General features: G+C 47.8%; 13 protein-coding genes. 12 read left to right on the plus strand and 1 reads right to left on the minus strand.

Features of this window, described 5'->3' with window-relative positions:
* From AB4Z17_RS13905 to AB4Z17_RS13920, 4 genes are all read left to right on the plus strand, one after another.
* Nucleotides 1–450, plus strand: a 450-nt coding sequence (locus AB4Z17_RS13905) for a sigma-70 family RNA polymerase sigma factor (RefSeq protein ID WP_441960312.1), incomplete at its 5' end; no start/stop codon positions are given.
* A 5-nt stretch (nt 451–455) separates the two neighbouring features.
* Nucleotides 456–1,694, plus strand: a complete 1,239-nt coding sequence (locus AB4Z17_RS13910) for an anti sigma factor C-terminal domain-containing protein (protein WP_441960314.1) — start codon at nt 456–458, stop codon at nt 1,692–1,694.
* Nucleotides 1,695–1,955: 261 nt separating this feature from the next.
* A complete protein-coding gene (locus AB4Z17_RS13915; RefSeq protein WP_441960316.1) occupies nt 1,956–2,162 on the plus strand; it encodes a DNA methyltransferase in 207 nt (68 codons plus the stop codon).
* A 12-nt stretch (nt 2,163–2,174) separates the two neighbouring features.
* On the plus strand, nt 2,175–2,384 hold the full coding sequence (locus AB4Z17_RS13920) for a hypothetical protein (protein ID WP_441960318.1): 210 nt from the start codon (nt 2,175–2,177) through the stop codon (nt 2,382–2,384).
* Between the two features lie 35 nt (nt 2,385–2,419).
* On the opposite strand, the gene AB4Z17_RS13925 is transcribed toward AB4Z17_RS13920, so the two are convergent.
* Complete coding sequence (locus AB4Z17_RS13925) at nt 2,420–2,626, minus strand: YuzF family protein (RefSeq protein WP_441910317.1); 207 nt, start codon at nt 2,624–2,626, stop codon at nt 2,420–2,422.
* Nucleotides 2,627–3,447: 821 nt separating this feature from the next.
* On the opposite strand from AB4Z17_RS13925, the gene AB4Z17_RS13930 reads away from it, so the two are divergent.
* The 8 genes from AB4Z17_RS13930 (at nt 3,448) to AB4Z17_RS13965 (ending at nt 17,671) form a co-directional block, all read left to right on the plus strand.
* A complete protein-coding gene (locus tag AB4Z17_RS13930) occupies nt 3,448–7,680 on the plus strand; it encodes an FG-GAP-like repeat-containing protein (RefSeq protein WP_441960320.1) in 4,233 nt (1,410 codons plus the stop codon).
* A 504-nt stretch (nt 7,681–8,184) separates the two neighbouring features.
* Nucleotides 8,185–8,892, plus strand: coding sequence for a metallophosphoesterase family protein (locus AB4Z17_RS13935; RefSeq protein WP_441960322.1), 708 nt, complete (start codon nt 8,185–8,187; stop codon nt 8,890–8,892).
* A 282-nt stretch (nt 8,893–9,174) separates the two neighbouring features.
* Entirely contained in the window at nt 9,175–10,356 is a 1,182-nt protein-coding gene (locus tag AB4Z17_RS13940; protein ID WP_441960324.1) for a polysaccharide lyase 6 family protein, read from the plus strand.
* Nucleotides 10,357–10,377: 21 nt separating this feature from the next.
* The gene (locus AB4Z17_RS13945; protein ID WP_441960325.1) at nt 10,378–12,732 is read left to right on the plus strand and encodes an AraC family transcriptional regulator; all 2,355 of its coding nucleotides are present in this window, start codon (nt 10,378–10,380) and stop codon (nt 12,730–12,732) included.
* Nucleotides 12,733–12,904: 172 nt separating this feature from the next.
* Nucleotides 12,905–14,575 carry an extracellular solute-binding protein gene (locus AB4Z17_RS13950; RefSeq protein WP_441960326.1) on the plus strand — a complete coding sequence of 557 codons (1,671 nt, stop codon included), beginning with the start codon at nt 12,905–12,907 and terminating at the stop codon, nt 14,573–14,575.
* A gap of 102 nt (nt 14,576–14,677) precedes the next feature.
* Nucleotides 14,678–15,631: an ABC transporter permease gene (locus AB4Z17_RS13955; RefSeq protein WP_076267706.1), complete on the plus strand. Its 954-nt coding sequence runs from the start codon at nt 14,678–14,680 to the stop codon at nt 15,629–15,631.
* Between the two features lie 12 nt (nt 15,632–15,643).
* Nucleotides 15,644–16,519 (plus strand): carbohydrate ABC transporter permease, encoded by an 876-nt coding sequence (locus tag AB4Z17_RS13960; RefSeq protein ID WP_441960327.1) that lies wholly within the window; start codon nt 15,644–15,646, stop codon nt 16,517–16,519.
* Between the two features lie 21 nt (nt 16,520–16,540).
* On the plus strand, nt 16,541–17,671 hold the full coding sequence (locus AB4Z17_RS13965) for a glycoside hydrolase family 88 protein (protein WP_441910310.1): 1,131 nt from the start codon (nt 16,541–16,543) through the stop codon (nt 17,669–17,671).
* Nucleotides 17,672–17,764: the final 93 nt, after the last annotated feature.

Here is a 17,764-nt window from a genome sequence, read left to right on the forward strand (position 1 = left end):
GATGTCTATCGCTACTTGCGCTCCCTCTGCTACGACCATCATACGGCAGAAGATTTGATGCAGGAGACCTTTTACCGGGCATATCTTTATTTGGAAAATTGTCAAGACGAGAAGATCAAGCCATGGTTATTCCGGGTTGCCTATAATGCTTATGTGGATTACAAGCGCAAGGAGAGCCGCACAACACTGCAGACCCCTGATTATTTTCAGCGCCTTGCAGATCATCATACCCCGGAGGATGAGCTGTTGCGTCAGGAGCGTTGGCACGAAATCGGGCGGTCTTTATCCGGATTGCCGGAAAATCAGCAGCAGGCGATGCTGCTCATTGATTTTAACCAGCTCACGTATCAGGAGGCTGCAGACATTATGGATATCCGATTATCACATGTGAAGATTTTGCTGTTTCGAGCACGGCAAGCGGTACGGGGACAGGGTAGAAAGGGGGAGTGATCAGAATGAGTGAGGATTTCAAACGGAAGTTACAGGATTATGCTGAAGGCAAGCTCTCTGATGAAGAGCGTGAGGAAGTAGAGCGTGAAATGGAGAAGATGGAGGTTTATCAAGCTTATTTGGAGGAAGTTGTCACACAGTCAGACCAGGAGCTTTCCCGTGAGGGGGAGGATGGACAGACGACGCATAATCGCATACCTTCATTGAAAGAAGCAGTTATTATCCGACGTGGCAAATGGAAGGCTCGGGTGATGAATGTCTTTACGGTACTATCCGTCCTACTAGTGCTGACTGTGATTAGTATGATTATTACTGGTGTATTTTACGGGAGCGGAACGCCGGACCGGATGAAGGCTTACCGGGATGTTGTGGAGTCAGCAGTCGCTGTTTCCCACCCCAATCTGAAGGTCAATATGAATGGAACAGGCAATGCTTTTTTTACAATGGACTTTACAGGTAAGCTGAATAAGAGAGTTGGTGACGAAGAGATTGCTGTAGCAGATTTTTCGATGCGGTTTCTGTTGAATCTAGCCTCGGCTCCGCAGATTACTTGGCAGGGAAACATTATAGGGGGCAATAGTATTTTCTATCATCCCGATTATAAACCAGCAAATCAAAGCGAACAGCAGGAGACTAACCGCCGGGAAGATGAGCGCTTTAACCATAATGAGTGGGTAAAGCTCGAGAAGCTCCCAGAGGGAACTGTGGCAGAAGCTTATCTATCATTGGATCGGTTATTCTCGACAGATGAGCTATTAAAGCAATTCGAGCATAGGAACATGGAGCCAGTCTGGTTCGCGGTGGATACCGGTCTTGATCCGAAGCAAGTGGATAGCGGTGGAGCCGTTACAAATCCAGTGGGTTTTCCTTACTATCCGATCTGGCAATCTGATGATTTGACGGTGGACTTCTACTCGGAAGAAAAGACAGGGTGGTTCGGAAAAGTGGTGTCCAGTGGAGGATCTTATCCATCGCTCGAATCCTATGGAGACGGGGAAAAGAGGAATGGCTACTTCAAGAAAACCTTATACATGCTACAGAAAAATAAAGGTATTTCAACCAAAGTAGCTCCTTTTCTACAGTTAGATCACACAATCGATTATGTGGAAAAGAATGGTGTAAGGCTGTATGGAGCTGTTATTACCGGCCCGGTCAAAGAGCTGCTAATGCTGCGTGAGGAGCCGTGGGTAAGAGATATAAGGGTTGGTGAAGTACAGCTATGGAACTGGCAATCGCGCGAGTAGGGTAGAAGATGTTAAAAAAGCAAGAAAGGAGAAGAACAATGAACATCATCCAGTATCGTGAAGACGATCATTATGGGATGATATGAAGCTATAGGAATCTAACAAAAAACTGAAGGCTCTGCCGGGGAGTAAATACCTGAGGCAGAGCCTTTGTGCTTCGTAAGCTTAGTTTACAGCTGTTAACATAAATCGCTTGATTTCAGAGCAATTAGCGTATGGACGGTAGCGGCACAGCCATTTCCAGATGCTCATTTTGCAGCATTGCCCGAGAAGCTAACAGGCGCACCAGTTGATGGACATGTACTTGATCCGTTTGGGGGATCGGGAACCACATTGAAGGTCGCGCTGGAAAACAACAGGGAATGCACAATTATAGAGCTAGGCGAGCAGTATGTCGAGATTGCAGAGCGCCGGATTGCGACGGTCCAGCCAAAGCTGCAGTTCGAAGGAAAAACCTTAGTATTTTAGGAGGCGCCCAGCTTGTTTAGAATAACTACCACGCATTGGAAATGGACGGCGGTAGCAGAAGCCAAATGGCAGCAGCACAATGTTAATCCGCGGCGCGCCGACCAGATTCTTATGGAGCGCGATCGTGACGGTGAATGGGTTAATCGGAAGACAGTCCCGCTGAGCTGGGTGGAAAAGGTTTATGTGCAAGAGGCGGAGGTTGAACAAATAAATCTAATTTGAGGGATTGAGGRAGAGGGAGTAAATCCCCTTTTTAATTAATCGGGCATGATCCAAACGATCTGAGCAATCCTAATAAAAAAATCCTTATTGCGTCCTTTTAAAACGACGTGATCTGGTTTTACGGCTTTAATGGTACCCTCTATGGACCCTTGGGTAGTTTCAATTACTACAAACTTACCTACTATGGTCTGTAATGTCTCATAGACAAATGGATCGTAGCTATAAATGGGTTGTAATTCCATTTTTCATCACTCCTCTAATTTAACTTCATGTGATTATATGGGCAGGGTGATTTGTTTATGACGAATACATACCAATAACTGCGCAGTCCGACGAGACTATGAAACATAATGAATAATAAAGAAGGAATGGGTAAAGTTCGTTGAACACCTTATAGCCGCGAGGAATAACGGCTTTCTGATGATGCTTGTGATGATGAGTTAGTAGGAGCTGGGAGACTCATGGTTCGTTGTTGGATGGCGCGAGGATATATGATAAGCGATAAAACAGGTTGGCTAGTGCGAGGCCATCCTCTCCAGCTACCGAATGGATTAGACCGAAATCCTTTGAATAAATGAGTTGGCCGCTGGTTAGGGGGGCAAATGATGCAGTTCTGACTGATATCCCCCCTTTTGGGAATTATAGCATGATCTGCACGATTGATAGAAGTGAATCTAAGTCAGGATTGAGTATTAACTATTAGAAAAACAATTTAATGATAGTGTAGCATCCGAAGATAGTAAGTCCTAAAGCGATTAATTTAAATGCTGGCTGTAATTTGTAAAAGAACATGACGGCACCCTTTCATTATATGAATGGAATTATCTTAAGAGTAACACGGATTTTAAATTGGTTTCAATTGCCGTAAACCTTATTGAATACGATTGAATCTATCGAAGCGCGGGAAACCATTCAAATCTATGCGCTTCGCATTCGGGGAGCTTTGCCTGCCGATTTCAATCTGCGAAAGCTGAGTTATCTGTAAAACTTTAAAAATGGATTACAAATGGATGTAATTGGATGTATTATTATAGCAGTAATTGTCGAAAAGAGGAGTGAAATAATGAGATTTTTAACAAAAGGGACTCTGCCATACAAACTGCTGCCGCTTGTGCTGTGTTTGTCATTGCTGGTCGTACCCGTGCAAGGTTATGCAGCAGCGCCGGTGTTCCAAGATAAGGTTCAATATTATAATGGCAGCAATATCTACAAAGTAGAGAACTCGGATGTCAACGGAGACGGTAAAGAAGATTTACTTGTCCTGGATCTAGGAAGCAATAAAGTTTCAGTACTCTTAGGCAATGGTGATGGTACTTTCCAAGGCCAGAAGGATGTGAGTGTCAGGGGGAATCCTCGGGGGATTGCAGTAGCCGACTTCAATGGCGATAGGAATATGGATATCGTAGTTACCAGTGCTAATGATAATATGATAAGTATTTTGCTGGGATCTGGAGACGGCAATTTCCAGCTATTCGACTCCATTGCGGTCGGCAACTGGCCGGAGGACGTACTTGCAACGGATTTGAATGGTGATGGCAAGGTAGATATCGTTACTGCCAACCATGCTTCCAATACATTGTCGATTCTGCAAGGTGTTGGGGATGGGACTTTTGTAGCGCAAACATCGCTATCGGTAGGGATATACCCAAGAAGTATAGTGGCRGCTGATTTTAATGGTGATGGCAGGGTGGACCTTGCAGCTGCTAATAGTGGTTCGAATACGATAAGTATTCTGCTCAATAGCGGGACAGAAAGCGGAATTGCGTTTAACTCGATCTCAAATTACGGGACCGGCATATCTCCTCTGGCTCTACATGCTGCTGATTTCAACTCGGATGGCAAGATGGACGTTGCTCTAGCTGCCAATGGTGACCATAGCGTAAATGTGTTTCTTGGCCAAGGAGATGGGACATTCGGATCGTACTCATCCTATTATTTAGGCTATTACCCTCTGAATCTTACATTAGGAGATTTCGATGGAGACGAATTGCTTGATATCGCTGGTGGTGTGCAAGATGGTAATCTTGCGATTTTATTCGGCAATAGAGATGGAACCTTTAAATCGGTATGGAGCTACCCATATGGGTCATTTACTGCTAGATTGACTTCGGGTAATTTCAACGGTGATAACAAAGCGGATATTGCTACTGCTAATACCAATAAAATTTTGGTTATGAACAGCGTATTGGAGCTAACGGCTCCTACCAATATAACGCTTTCTAGCGCTCAGATTGTTGAGAATAATGCTGTAGGCTTAGCGGTGGGGACACTTAGTGCTACGGATAGTAATAAGGGAGAAAGCTTTACTTATAGTCTAGTTAGTGGTTCGGGTGATTCGGATAATAGCAGCTTCGAGATTTCAGGCAATACGCTGTTAGCGTCTGCGAGCTTTAATTATGAAGAGCAGTCTTCCTACAGCATTCGCATAAGAGTAACGGATTCAGCAGGACTTGCATTTGAGAAAAGCTTTACTATTGTAGTTGGGGACGAGAATGAAGCTCCAATAGATATAACTCTTTCGGGTTCGAGCATATCCGAGAATGCTGCGGCCGGAACAACTGTAGGTGTTTTAAGTGCAAAAGATCCTGATGCAGGTGAGAGCTTCACCTATACTCTAGTAAGCGGAGCTGGCAGCACGGATAACAGCAGCTTTCAAATAGTGAACGATCAGCTGCTGACCTATGCTGTTTTTGATTATGAAGCTAAAAACAGCTATGAGATTCGAGTGAGAGTGACAGATAATGGAACACCTGCGCTTAGCTACGAGAAGACTTTTACGATAACGGTAACAGATGTCAATGAAGCGCCAACAGATCTGATTCTGTCTTCAACAACGATAGACGAGAATGAGCCTATTGGCACCACGATAGGGTTCTTCAGCGCCTTAGATAAGGATAAAGACGAGACGCTGACGTACGAACTTGTCAGTGGGGCGGGAGATACGGATAACGCTAGCTTTATGCTCGATGAAGCGGAGCTTAAGCTTAATACGGGCTTGAATTACAAGACTCAATCGAGCTACAGTATTCGTGCTTCGGTGAAGGATTCAGCAGGCCACACTTTGGAGAAGGAATTCATCATTTCAATCAATGATGTGAATGAGGCCCCTGTTGGAGAGCTTCATATTCAGAGCGAAGCTGAAATCATTGGCTCGAGGAATATTACCTTGCAGCTGACTGCGTCTGATCCTGATGGTGATGCACTGGATATGCGTTTCTCTAACGACAGTGTGACCTGGGGAGCCTGGGAGCCTTTCGCAGCTGCAAAGGCATGGACACTTTCTGCACCGGATGGCGACAAGACGGTATATATGCAGCTTCGTGATGAGCAGGGCTTGATCAGCACAACGTATGAAGCAAGCATTAAGCTGGATACAACCGCACCAACAGGTACAATTGTTATTCAGAATGGAGATGATCTATCCAGACATAAGCAGATCGTATTGACGGTTAAGACAGAAGATGCAGGCGGAATCGGTGGCGTTCAAGCGAGATTCTCCAATGACCAGACCAACTGGAGTGAATGGGAAGCCGCTCAATCGTCTTCCTACAGCAAGGACTGGATGCTAAAGGATGGCAAAGGAACGAAGTCCGTGTACATGCAGCTAAAAGATGCTCTAGATAATACCAGTATGAGCTTGTCCGATACGATTGATTATAAGTCATTGCCTAAGCTGTCCGATGTAACGCTCTCAGTTGATAATGCGGATATTGTAACGTTGTCTGGAGCTGACTTCCAGTACAGTAATGAAGATGGAAGTGCATTGCAGAGTATTATATTCATTACCCTTCCGGACTCGGGAACGCTCAAGCTCGATGGCACTGCTGTTATTGCAGGCCAGTCGGTTGACATGACAGATATTTCGAAGCTGACCTATACACCAAGAAGCGGATGGAAAGGGACAACCACTCTGGAGTGGAATGGCAGCGATGGAGAGGTTGATGCTGAATCCAGTGCTCATATAACGTTTACGGTGACAGGAAGCACGGGTTCAGGCTCGAGCTCCGGCTCTGGATCGACACCTGTTCAACCGAGTACGAAGAACGTTACAATAATCATCAACGGGATTGCATATGAGCAGTTTGCTACAGCAAGTACGACAACTGCGAGTAATAATCGTACACAAACGACGATTACGCTGGATGACAATAAACTGCTGGCGATACTCAAAACGATTCCTAACCTATCGACCATTACGATTCCCTTCCTAGAAGAGATAGATCAGGTTTCGCTTAAGCTAAGCGGATCGATCGCTGCAAACCTGAACTTACAAGGTATTACCGTACAGCTGGAGACAGCAACAGCTTCGTATAGCATTCCGGGGAGGGAGCTCGATGGATTATCCTCGAAATTTGGCGAAGTATCGGAGCTGAAGCTGAAGGATTTCACGATTAACGTTACAATTACGAGCCTATCGCCTGATTCTCCTGAAGCAGCTTTCCAGAAGAAAAAAGATGGCAATATTGTTTTTGTTTCTCCGGCGATAGATTTTCAATTGACGGCCAGCTATAACGGCAAGACGGTAGAAATCAAGCAGTTCAATGGATACGTCGAGAGAAGGATTGCCATTCCAGCAGGCATTCTATTGGACAAAATCACGACTGGTGTTGTGGTGAAATCAGATGGAACCCTCGCACATGTGCCGACGAAGATAGTAGAACAAAATGGTCATTATTACGCTGTGATCAACAGCTTAAGAAACAGCATCTACTCCGTCATTTATAACGATAAGTCGTTTATAGATGTCGCAGGCCATTGGTCGAAAGACATTGTTGAGGAGATGGGAGCCAGACTTATCGTTGGCGGTGTTGATGATACGCATTTCGAACCGAATACCGCGATTACTCGAGCAGAATTTACAGCTATCATCGTTCGGGCGCTAGGGCTTAGGGAAGCGAATCAATCAGCAGCTTTCACCGATGTGCTCGCTAATGGTTGGTACTATACGTCAGTTGCAATTGCTCAACAGTATGGCTTGATTCAAGGTTACAGCGGATCGGAGTTCGGACCGAACCAATCAATTACCCGTCAGGAAGCGATGGTCATCGTACAACGGGCACTGAAGCTAGCGGGACTAGAGCTGGATTTGTCGAAAGAGGACATAGATGCGCAATTGCTAGGCTTTAAAGATTCTTCTAGCGTTGCTGAGTGGGCGAAAGCAGCTGCCGCTTTGTCTATAAAGCTGGGAATTATTGAAGGCAGTGCAGAACTTGCTAACCCTGAGCGTTCAATTACTCGGGCGGAGACGGCAGTCATTATGAGTAGAATGCTCGCTGCCGCAGACTTGATTAAATAAGCCTGTTGGAATAAAAAAGAATAAGACCTTACTAATACATTTTGTGTAATAGCCCCTAATGAACGTTATCCGTCCAGAGCAGAACAGGATAGCGGCTTCTTAGGGGCTTTTGTGTGGTCATTTACTATAGGAATGGTCAAAGTTGTATCAAACGAGGCTGTAAAGACAGGTTTTTTATATTATGAGTGATAGCTGTTCATATCGAGCTTCATACCTTCATGCTCGTGGATTAAATAATGCAAGGCAAGCAACTTTTTTAAAATTTGATGTCCATTCCAGAAATTGCAGATAGGAAGTCGAAATATATGAGGGCTGTTTTAGCTTTTGACGATTTATCAAAGTTGCATCTTTATATATAAAGGAAGGAGAGTACGCTCGACAAATGGGAGAACACTTAGATCCGAATGCGGGAGCGGAACCGTTTCATGCCAGGCGATACAGTGCGCGGGCGGAAGTGGTGACGGTACTGCTGGAAATTTTGAATTTTTGGGAGTTGAACTGATTATGAAAGCATTGATTATTTCGGATATTCACAGCAACGTCTATGCATTGGAATCGATCCGCAAGGCAGAACAAGGCTGTGACCTGATTTATTGCGCGGGAGATCTCGTAGACTATGGGCCTTTCCCGCGGGAAGTTATCGAATGGGTGCATAAGAACGATGCGATTTGCGTTCGCGGCAACCACGACGACATTATTATCGACCTATACCGAAACGGCAATAGAGGTCAGGATGTTGGGGAGGATGGGATCAAGTGGGCACATTGCAATGCAAGGCTGCTCGGTGAAGCCGAAATTTCCTTCCTAGAAAGCATACCAGTCTGTCGCACATTCGAAATGGACGGCTATCGCTACACGATGCAGCATCTGTACGACAACTATTTGACGATTGACAGCTTGCCCAAGTACGACGCCTTCTGGGCGGAACGCTACGAGACAACAGAGGCCACAGGAGATCGCCGCATGATATTCGGACATACGCATCGCAGATGCATTCATTATTTGAGCGATTCCAGTTTGTGGCTGAATCCGGGAAGCGTGTCCTACCGCCGTCGCGACGATCCGTCGAAAGAAGCGCACTACTTCACGATTACCGATGGCAAAATTGCAATGAAAAGTCTTGTCTATGACCGCACGCCTCTGCTTGAAGCAGCACAAAAGTTGCTGTTGAAGGAAGAAGAGATGAGGGTTGCATACTTTTTTTTCGGTTAAGCGGGCTGGTAAACAGGCAACTGCAAAGGGGGCGTATCTACGATTTGATATCGGGATACGTCCTTTCTTATGTTTTGTCCACCGGCAGGTTGCGATTTACAGGTTGCAAGGCGATTATTTTAGCTATTTTTGAGCCTCAGTTTACTTTTTTATGATTGTTTCATTTTTTTACACTATGGCATGGGAAACGTATCTTTCATAATAGAAGTTGTGAAGTTGCTGATATGATCCTGCAGACGCTGAGGATCATATCAGCCTATTTTATAGGAAGCAGGTGGGAAGATGACTACTATTTATTGGGTGTCGAGCAGCGACGAGTTGGCGGCAGCCATGGGCCGGGCAGAACCTGGTTCCACGATCTTGCTCGCAGACGGCGTTTATGAGCGGAATGAAGACTATATCATTGAAGGCAAAGTGGGATCGGACACCGCCATATTAAGCATCCGTGCCGTTAATAAAGGAAAAGCGACGATAGCTGGCGAATCAAGTATACGCATCTTGAACTCTGCTTATGTAGAGGTATGGGGGCTGCTATTCCAGGTCGAGAAGCGCGAATCTATCATTCTGGACGGTTCGCGGCATGTGAGGATTGCGCGGAATAGATTTGAGCCGCGACAGGTTGGGGCGGAGTATAGCCTGCTGTCTGTGGTGGGAAGCGGCAGCGGCTGGAACCGGATCGAACGCAACGAGTTCGGGCCAAAGGCCGACCTTGGACCGCTCGTCATCTTTGATGGCGATGGGGAACAAATTTCGCAGCATGATGTTATCGAATATAATTATTTTCATCATATAGGTCMACGAGTCGTCAACGGGCTAGAAGCGATCCGGCTTGGCTTGTCCGGAATCTCTCTCTCGAACGGTTATATTACTATTCAACACAATCTGTTTGAAAATTGCGACGGAGAGCCCGAGATTATTTCGGTAAAAAGCTGCTATAATACAATTCGGTACAACACATTCCAAAACTCCGCCGGCCAAGTGACAGCGCGGCACGGACATGGAAACCGTTTTCATAACAATGTGTTTATCGGTGATGGCATGAAGGAAGAGATGGGCGGGTTTCGCATTTACGGCAACGACCATCACATTTTTGATAATTATATGGAAAACTTAACGTTGGATGCGCTGCTCATTGACGGCGGTAACTACGATGGGGGTCCAGATGGCTATCCGGAGGCGCCGACGCAGCAGGAACTAAGGAAACATTGGCGCGTCTATCGCGCGCATGTCGTGAATAATACGATTGTGAATTGTCGTCATGGCGTTACGCTCGGAAAGCGGATTCCTTATGCGCCTGAGAATTGTGTAATCGCTTACAACCGTGTATGCGGCAAGGAGCAACAGGCCATATATGAATACCGGCCGTCTCCGGCGGTATGTATACACAATCAGAAAGCGGATGTCGAGGATATTCGTTGTCCGGCCATTCTAACAAGAATTGACGTCGGTCCCGACTCCGACTAAAGCTAATATGGAGGAGAACCTATGGCCCAAACTCGAAACCGGTGGACGATCTATCTGAAGCAGCTCCGGCACAAAAACCGCAGCGTATTTCTGACCTGGATGCTTTCATACATCTCGGTGCTGCTCGTGCCCATTCTGATCAGCGGCGTTATATACGGCGCGACGCTGAACGTTGTAAAGGCCGAAATCAACCGCGCCAACCAATCCATTCTTGTTCAGATGGAGCAAGCCATAGATAGCCAGTTCAAAGGAATCGAGAGCCTAAGCCTCGAGGTAAGCCTCAACAGGCGAATCGCATCATTTATTTCTGCCGATCCCATTTTGTCTGATTCAGATCACTACGAAATATACCAAATCGCCAATGATTTGCGCGTATATGAAATCGCTAACGATTTTCTTGAAGGCATTTATATTTACTACAAAAATAGCGATACGGTCATCGCCCGCAACAACCGTATGAACATCGAAGCGTTATACGACCATATCCGCCTTGAAGAGCAAATGCCGTTCCAGTCGTTTCAAAAATATTTTGACCAATGGTACATTAAAGGCTACCACTCGGTTGTTGTGTCTGAAGAGAATGAGTGGAGGCCTACGGTCATGTATGCCCAAAATGCGACATCAACGATCATGAATCAGCCGGGAGCTGTCTTGCTATTCATGATTGACCGGAGCAAGCTGCTGGAGCAAGCGTCGGTGCCTGAGGAAGGCACAATCTTTATTCTAGATGAAGACAACCGATTCATTGCGTCTACGGGCGAGCCGCTGGCGGAACCTGCTCTACACTACAGCGATATGCCGGAAGAATCGGGGCAACTGGAGATCGAGACTTCCGGCAGCAAGCTTGTTGCATCCTATACAACCTCCTCCATTACGGGATGGAAATATGTGATGACGCTTCCGGCGGGCGTATACCACCAGAAGATGAACGTAGTAGAGCAATTGACGATCGCAAGCATCTTGCTTTGCCTCATTATTGGCGGAGGCGTGACGTATTGGCTGCTCAAGCGGAACTACCTGCCGATTCATGCGCTCATTCAGAGCTTGTCGTTCAAGGCTGGTGTGACATTCGATCGCGGCTCTAATGAATACTCCTTTCTGGAGCAGGCGCTGAGCAGCACCTTCCATGAGAAGGAGGAGCTTCATAACAAGCTGAATCAGCATAACAATACACTCAGATCGCATTTCCTGCAGCGGTTGCTGAAAGGGCAGCTCGACAGTCATATCCCGCTGCACGAGTCGTTCTCAGCCTATGACCTGCGCTTCCCGCTGGGCGGGTTTTCTGTTATCTTGCTGCGCATTGAGCATTTCGGCAAGTTCCATCGGAAGGATGAGGATCAGGTACATAACAAGCGGTTGCTGCACTTCTTGATCGCCAATGTGGTCGAGGAGGTTGCGCGTAAGTCCGTCAACGCCTATGCGGTAGAGCTGGACCAGGAGCTGCTCGCCTGCATCGTCAACCATCAGCTATCATCGCCGGAGGAGCAGCGGGGGGAGCTGGAGCACATCGCGGAAGAAACGATGTCGTTCATCGCAAGTCATGCCGATGTCCAGTTGACCGCTGCCATCAGTGCGCAGCAGGAGGGCGAATATGGCATCTTCCAGGCGTTTCAGGAAGCGGTCGAGGCGATGGAATACCGTATCATTGCAGGCAGCGGGGGCATTATTCATTATGCGGACCTGAGCGGCAGCGACAACCAGGGGGCTGCTCCGGGTGGTTATTTTTATCCTCTCAAGGCCGAGCAGCAATTGATCGTTATGGTTCGCGAAGGCCAGCTCGACAAGGCGAAAACGTTTGTCGGGGAGATTGTTCAGAAAAATGTTACGACAGAGCCGTATCCTTTCCATACAGCGAAATGTCTCATGTTCGATCTGATGGCTACGCTGCAAAAAGTAATCGGAGAAATCCGTATCGCGGGCAAGCCGGATATGCCTGACGGAGTGCGCGCCATCGAACGCCTGATGCAATGCCAGACGGTTGGGGAGATGCGCAGCCAGCTATACGATATGCTGGAGCTTTTGTGCGGCTACGTTAATAATAACCGCGAATACTGCAGCAATCCGCTAATCGATAAGGTTATGAAATATGTTAATGAGTATTACCAAGACGAGAACCTGAACATTTCGATGATTGGGGAAGCCTTCTCCATGACGCCGTCGTATGTTTCCAAACTGTTTAAGGATCTTGCGGGCGAATCTTTGCTCGACTATATTAACAAGACGCGGCTGGCGCAGGCCAAATTGCTGCTTACCAGTGAGAAATATAATGTCAGTGAAATATCGCTGATGGTCGGTTACAACGATGTGAATACCTTTCACCGGATATTCAAAAAATTCGAAGGCATTACGCCCGGGCGCTACAGGGAAGTTAAGTAGCTCTCGGGCTTTTTTTCAAGAAAAAGCGGGTAACTTGCGGTTTTGCTACCTTCATTTTTGAGAAATTGCAGTATATTTGAGGTTTTGACAATGGTTTGTAGCACTGGATTAGCGTTACGATGAAAGCGTATTCACACCAACATATTCGATACGAAAAGAACGGAGGGGCACAATGGCGAAAAATCGTAACGGCAAGATGCACAAAGGGCTGCAGCTTACACTGGGGATCACAATGGTACTTTCATTGTTGTTAACCGCATGCACGAGTAATGGGGGCTCCGGCAACAAGGACAAGACAGAGCGAGCTCAAAGCGCCGTCAGCAATACGGGCGGAAATGACGAAAGCAAAGGCAGCGAGGGAGCGAATAAGCCGGTTTATCCGCTGGATACCAAAGATACGTTCTCGTACTGGGCTCCAATCAACGGAAACCTGATTACTTTTACAACGAATCTGGCGGAAGCGCCAATCGGGAAGGCGATTGCAGAAGCTACCGGCGTGAAAGTAACCTACATCCACCCGACCGACGGTCAAGCGGAAGAGCAGTTTAATTTGTTGCTCGCTTCCAGCAAGCTGCCGGATGTGCTGGAGTACGACTGGAGCATCTATCCAGGTGGACCAGAAAAGGCAATTGCAGACGGGGTTATCGTACCGCTCAACGATTTGATCGATAAATATGCGCCTAATCTAAAGAAGATGCTGGAAGCTGATCCGGATCTGGATAAAATGGTGAAAACCGACAGCGGCCAATATTACGCCTTCCCGATGGTGCGCAACTCGGAAGGCGTAGTCTTCCGCGGACCAATGCTGCGCAAAGACTGGCTGGATGAGCTGGGGCTGCAATTGCCTGTCACGATAGATGATTGGCATAAGGTCCTGACGGCGTTCAAAGAGAAAAAAGGCGCCGCAGCACCGCTGACGGCACTATACGCGAACAAAATGAATTTACAGGATGCGTTTTTCGGCGCATACAAAACGTCGCACGGCTTCTATATTGACGATCAGGGCAAAGTGAAATACGGTCCGTTAGATCCGCAATACAAGGATGTTTTGACGTTGTTCCGCCAGTGGTATTCCGAAGGGCTGATTGATAAAGACTTCCCAATCGTCGAGCGCAACACGCTGGATAAGCGGTTTCTGAACGGCGAGTCCGGCGCAACGGTTTACCTGCTGGGCGGCGGCATGGGCAAATGGCTGGAGTCCGGCAAAGCACAAAATCCGGATTTTAATCTCGCAGCGGCTCCTTATCCGGTATTGAAAGCAGGCGAAAAACCATTCACCGGACAGCGCGATTTCAAATATAACCCGAAAGCAAGCGCGGCCGTGACGACATCAGCGAAAGACCTGGAAACGATCGTAAAATGGCTGGATTTCGCATTTAGCGAGCAAGGAACCTTAATGTACAACTTCGGCGTTGAAGGCGAAAGCTACACGATGGACAACGGCGTCCCGAAATTTACCGATATGATCGTGAAAAACGAAAAGTACACTTCGCAGCAGATGCTGGCGCAATATACGGTTCCGAATGGCCCGTTCCCGATGCATGAGCAAAAAACGACCAACACGTTTCCGCAACAGGACGAGGCGGTCAAGGTTTGGTCGGAGACCGACGCGGAGAAACATATTTTGCCCGCGTTCATTACGCCTACTGTAGATGAGAGCAAGAAGGTAGCGCAGACGATGACGGCAATCAACACGTATTTGGAAGAAATGTTTATCAAATTTTTAATGGGCAACGAACCGCTCGACAAGTTCGACAGCTTCGTGAAGCAGCTGGAAGATATGGGCATTCGCGATGTAATCGACATCTATCAAGGTGCCTTGGAACGCTACAACAAAAGATAACTCCATGTATCGTCTTGCGGCAGGCTGCAGGCCGCCGTGGGGACAGGGGGTGGTGCAACCATCCCCTGCCGATGATGCTGCATGTGGACAGGAGGAGTATAGATGGCTCAGTTGAAGCTGGGACGCAGCAAAGTCGCGCATGCCGGGCGTCTGCCGCTTAATATCGCGAAAGACATAGTTAAGAACAAGTATTTGTACATCATGCTTACTCCTGTTTTGGCATATTTCATTATTTTTCAATATTTCCCGATGTACGGTGCGATTATTGCGTTCAAGGATTTTAATCCCAGGCTTGGAATTGGGGGCAGCGCGTGGGCAGGGCTGGAGCATTTCAGAGACTTTTTTGGCGGAATGTATTTTTGGCGGGTGTTTAAAAACACTCTGATGATAAGCTTGTACGATCTCGTTTTTGGTTTTCCCGCTCCGCTTATTCTCGCCTTGCTGCTTAATGAGGTGAAAAATGCGCTGTTCAAGCGTTCGGTTCAGACGATCACTTATTTGCCGCATTTTATTTCGCTTGTCATTATTTGCGGCATGATCAAGGATTTTACGAGCAGTGACGGCGTCATTAACGATATTATCGCATTTTTCGGCGGCGAGCGGATCACGATGCTGCTGGAGCCGTCTTTTTTCCGGACGATCTTCGTTTCCTCGAATATCTGGCAGCATGTAGGCTGGGGTACAATTATTTATTTGGCCGCGCTGTCTGCGATCGATCCCGAGCAATATGAAGCTTGCAAGATCGATGGCGGTGGACGCTGGAAGCAGATGCTTAATGTTACTCTACCGGGGCTGTTGCCCGTCTTCGTTATTTTGCTCATCCTGGACATTGGCCGAATTATGAGCGTTGGCTTCGAGAAAGTTATTCTGCTGTACAACCCGACCACTTATGTGACAGCGGATGTCATTTCCTCGTATGTGTACCGAGTCGGGCTTCAAGATTTTCAATTCAGTTTCAGCTCAGCAGTCGGATTGTTCAACTCCGTGATTAACTTCGCGCTCGTTATCGGCTCCAACTGGATAAGCCGGAAGTTGAACAATACGGGCTTGTGGTAGAGGAGGGTTCGCATGCGAGTAAGCTTGGGTGAACATATATTCAGGGTTTGCAATACGCTGTTTTTGTCCGTGCTCATGATTGCAACAATGTACCCCATTCTGTACGTGGCATTTGCTTCGTTCAGCGAACCGGCGCTGATGATGGCGCATAAGGGTATTCTTTGGAAGCCGCTGGGCTTCTCGCTTGAAACATACGGGGCTGTATTCAGCAACCCGATGATTCTGCTCGGCTACCGCAACACGCTATTTATTGTCATTGTAGGCGTGGCTCTCAATTTGCTGCTCACTTCCTTCGCCGCATACGCCTTGTCCAGAAAAACGCTGCAATATCGCAAGCAGCTTACACTCTTTATCGTGTTTACGATGTTTTTCAGCGGTGGATTAATTCCGTTCTACTTGCTGGTTAGAGGACTGGGCATTACGAACTCACTGTGGGCGCTGATCCTGCCTACCGCAATAAGCGCGTTTAACCTCATTATTATGCGGACTTCGTTCGAGGCGGTGCCGGATGCGCTGGAAGAGTCGGCCAAGATCGATGGCGCCAACGACTTTGTCATTCTGTTCCGCATCTTCCTGCCGTTATGCAAGCCCGTGCTTGCAGTGGTGGGCTTGTATTACGGAGTAAGCCACTGGAACTCGTGGTTTAATGCCATGATCTTCCTTCAGGATCGGTCGATGTATCCGTTGCAGTTAATCCTGCGAGAAATATTGATTATCGGCGAGGCGAGCGCCATGGCGGAGGGAGCATCCCAGGATGAGATCATCATACTCGGCGAGACATTGAAATACGCCACGATTATGGTAGCTACCCTTCCGATTTTTCTGGTATACCCGTTATTGCAAAAATATTTCGTGAAAGGCGCCTTGATCGGTGCCATCAAAGGTTAGGATAAGGAGTGGAATTTTGAAATGAGCAATGAAAATGTGAAGCTGAAACCATCCGAGCTGTCGGATTGGTGGGATAAAGTGAAGATTAAAGTTGATCATATGATCGAAGCGGGCTGGACAGAAGCGCCGCATGTTTCGGCAGCGGGCAAATATGACCAGATCAAAGTGGATCAGTGGATTTCGGGCTTTTGGCCGGGCATTCTGTGGATTCTGTACGATATGACCGGAGAGCGGCGTTATCGGGAGGAAGCAGAGCCTTGGGATGAACGCATGGAGCAATGTTACTTGCGGGACAACCATTTCCACCACGATGTTGGCTTTCAGTTTCTGCCGACATCGGTTATCCGCTACAAGCTGACCGGCGACCAGGACGCACGGCGGCGCGGGCTGTTCGCCGCCAATTATTTGGCAGGCCGGTACAACCCGGTCGGGCAGTTTATTAGAGCGTGGCCTCGCAACCAGACGGGATGGTCGATCATCGATTCGATGATGAATTTGCCGCTTCTGTTCTGGGCGAGCGAAGAAAGCGATGATCCGCGCTTCAAGCATATTGCGGTTGCTCATGCAGATATGGTGCTTCGCTCGTTTATCCGAGACGATGGCTCGGTGCATCATATCGTAATCTTCGATCCGGAGACGGGCGAAGTAGAGCGTTATGACGGCGGACAGGGCTTCGCGCCGCAATCGTCCTGGTCGCGTGGCCAAGCTTGGGCGCTCTACGGGATGAGCTGCTCATACCGCTATACGGGTGAAGCGCGTTACTTGAATGCGGCGAAGCGGGTGGCGCATTATTTCATCAGCGCCTTGGCAGAAGACGATGTGCCGCATTGGGATTTCCGTGCGGCGGCCGACTTGACGGACGAGCCGCGCGACACCTCGGCGGCAAGCTGTGCGGCATCTGGACTGATCGATATCGCGTCGCAGGTGCCTCCTGAGGAAGCCGCTTTATATCAGCGCGCGGCCATGCGCATTCTGCGCTCGTTGTCGAACAACTACAGTACGTTCGACCAGCCGGAGTATGAAGGCATTCTGCTCGGTGCAACCGGGCATAAGCCAGTCAATAGCAACATCAACGTATCGCTGATTTACGGCGATTACTATTATATTGAAGCTTTGGCGAAGAGCAAAGGCTGGAGCCAGCACATTTTTTAAGCAGGATTAAGAGCCGTAATCACGAAGCCGGGAGGACAGGAAGCACCTCCCGGCTTCCGTATTCTTGAGAGGAGGTGCGGGCGGAACGAAGGG

It is taken from the genome of Paenibacillus sp. TAF43_2, assembly GCF_052113545.1.
Taxonomy (GTDB): Bacteria; Bacillota; Bacilli; order Paenibacillales; family Paenibacillaceae; genus Pristimantibacillus.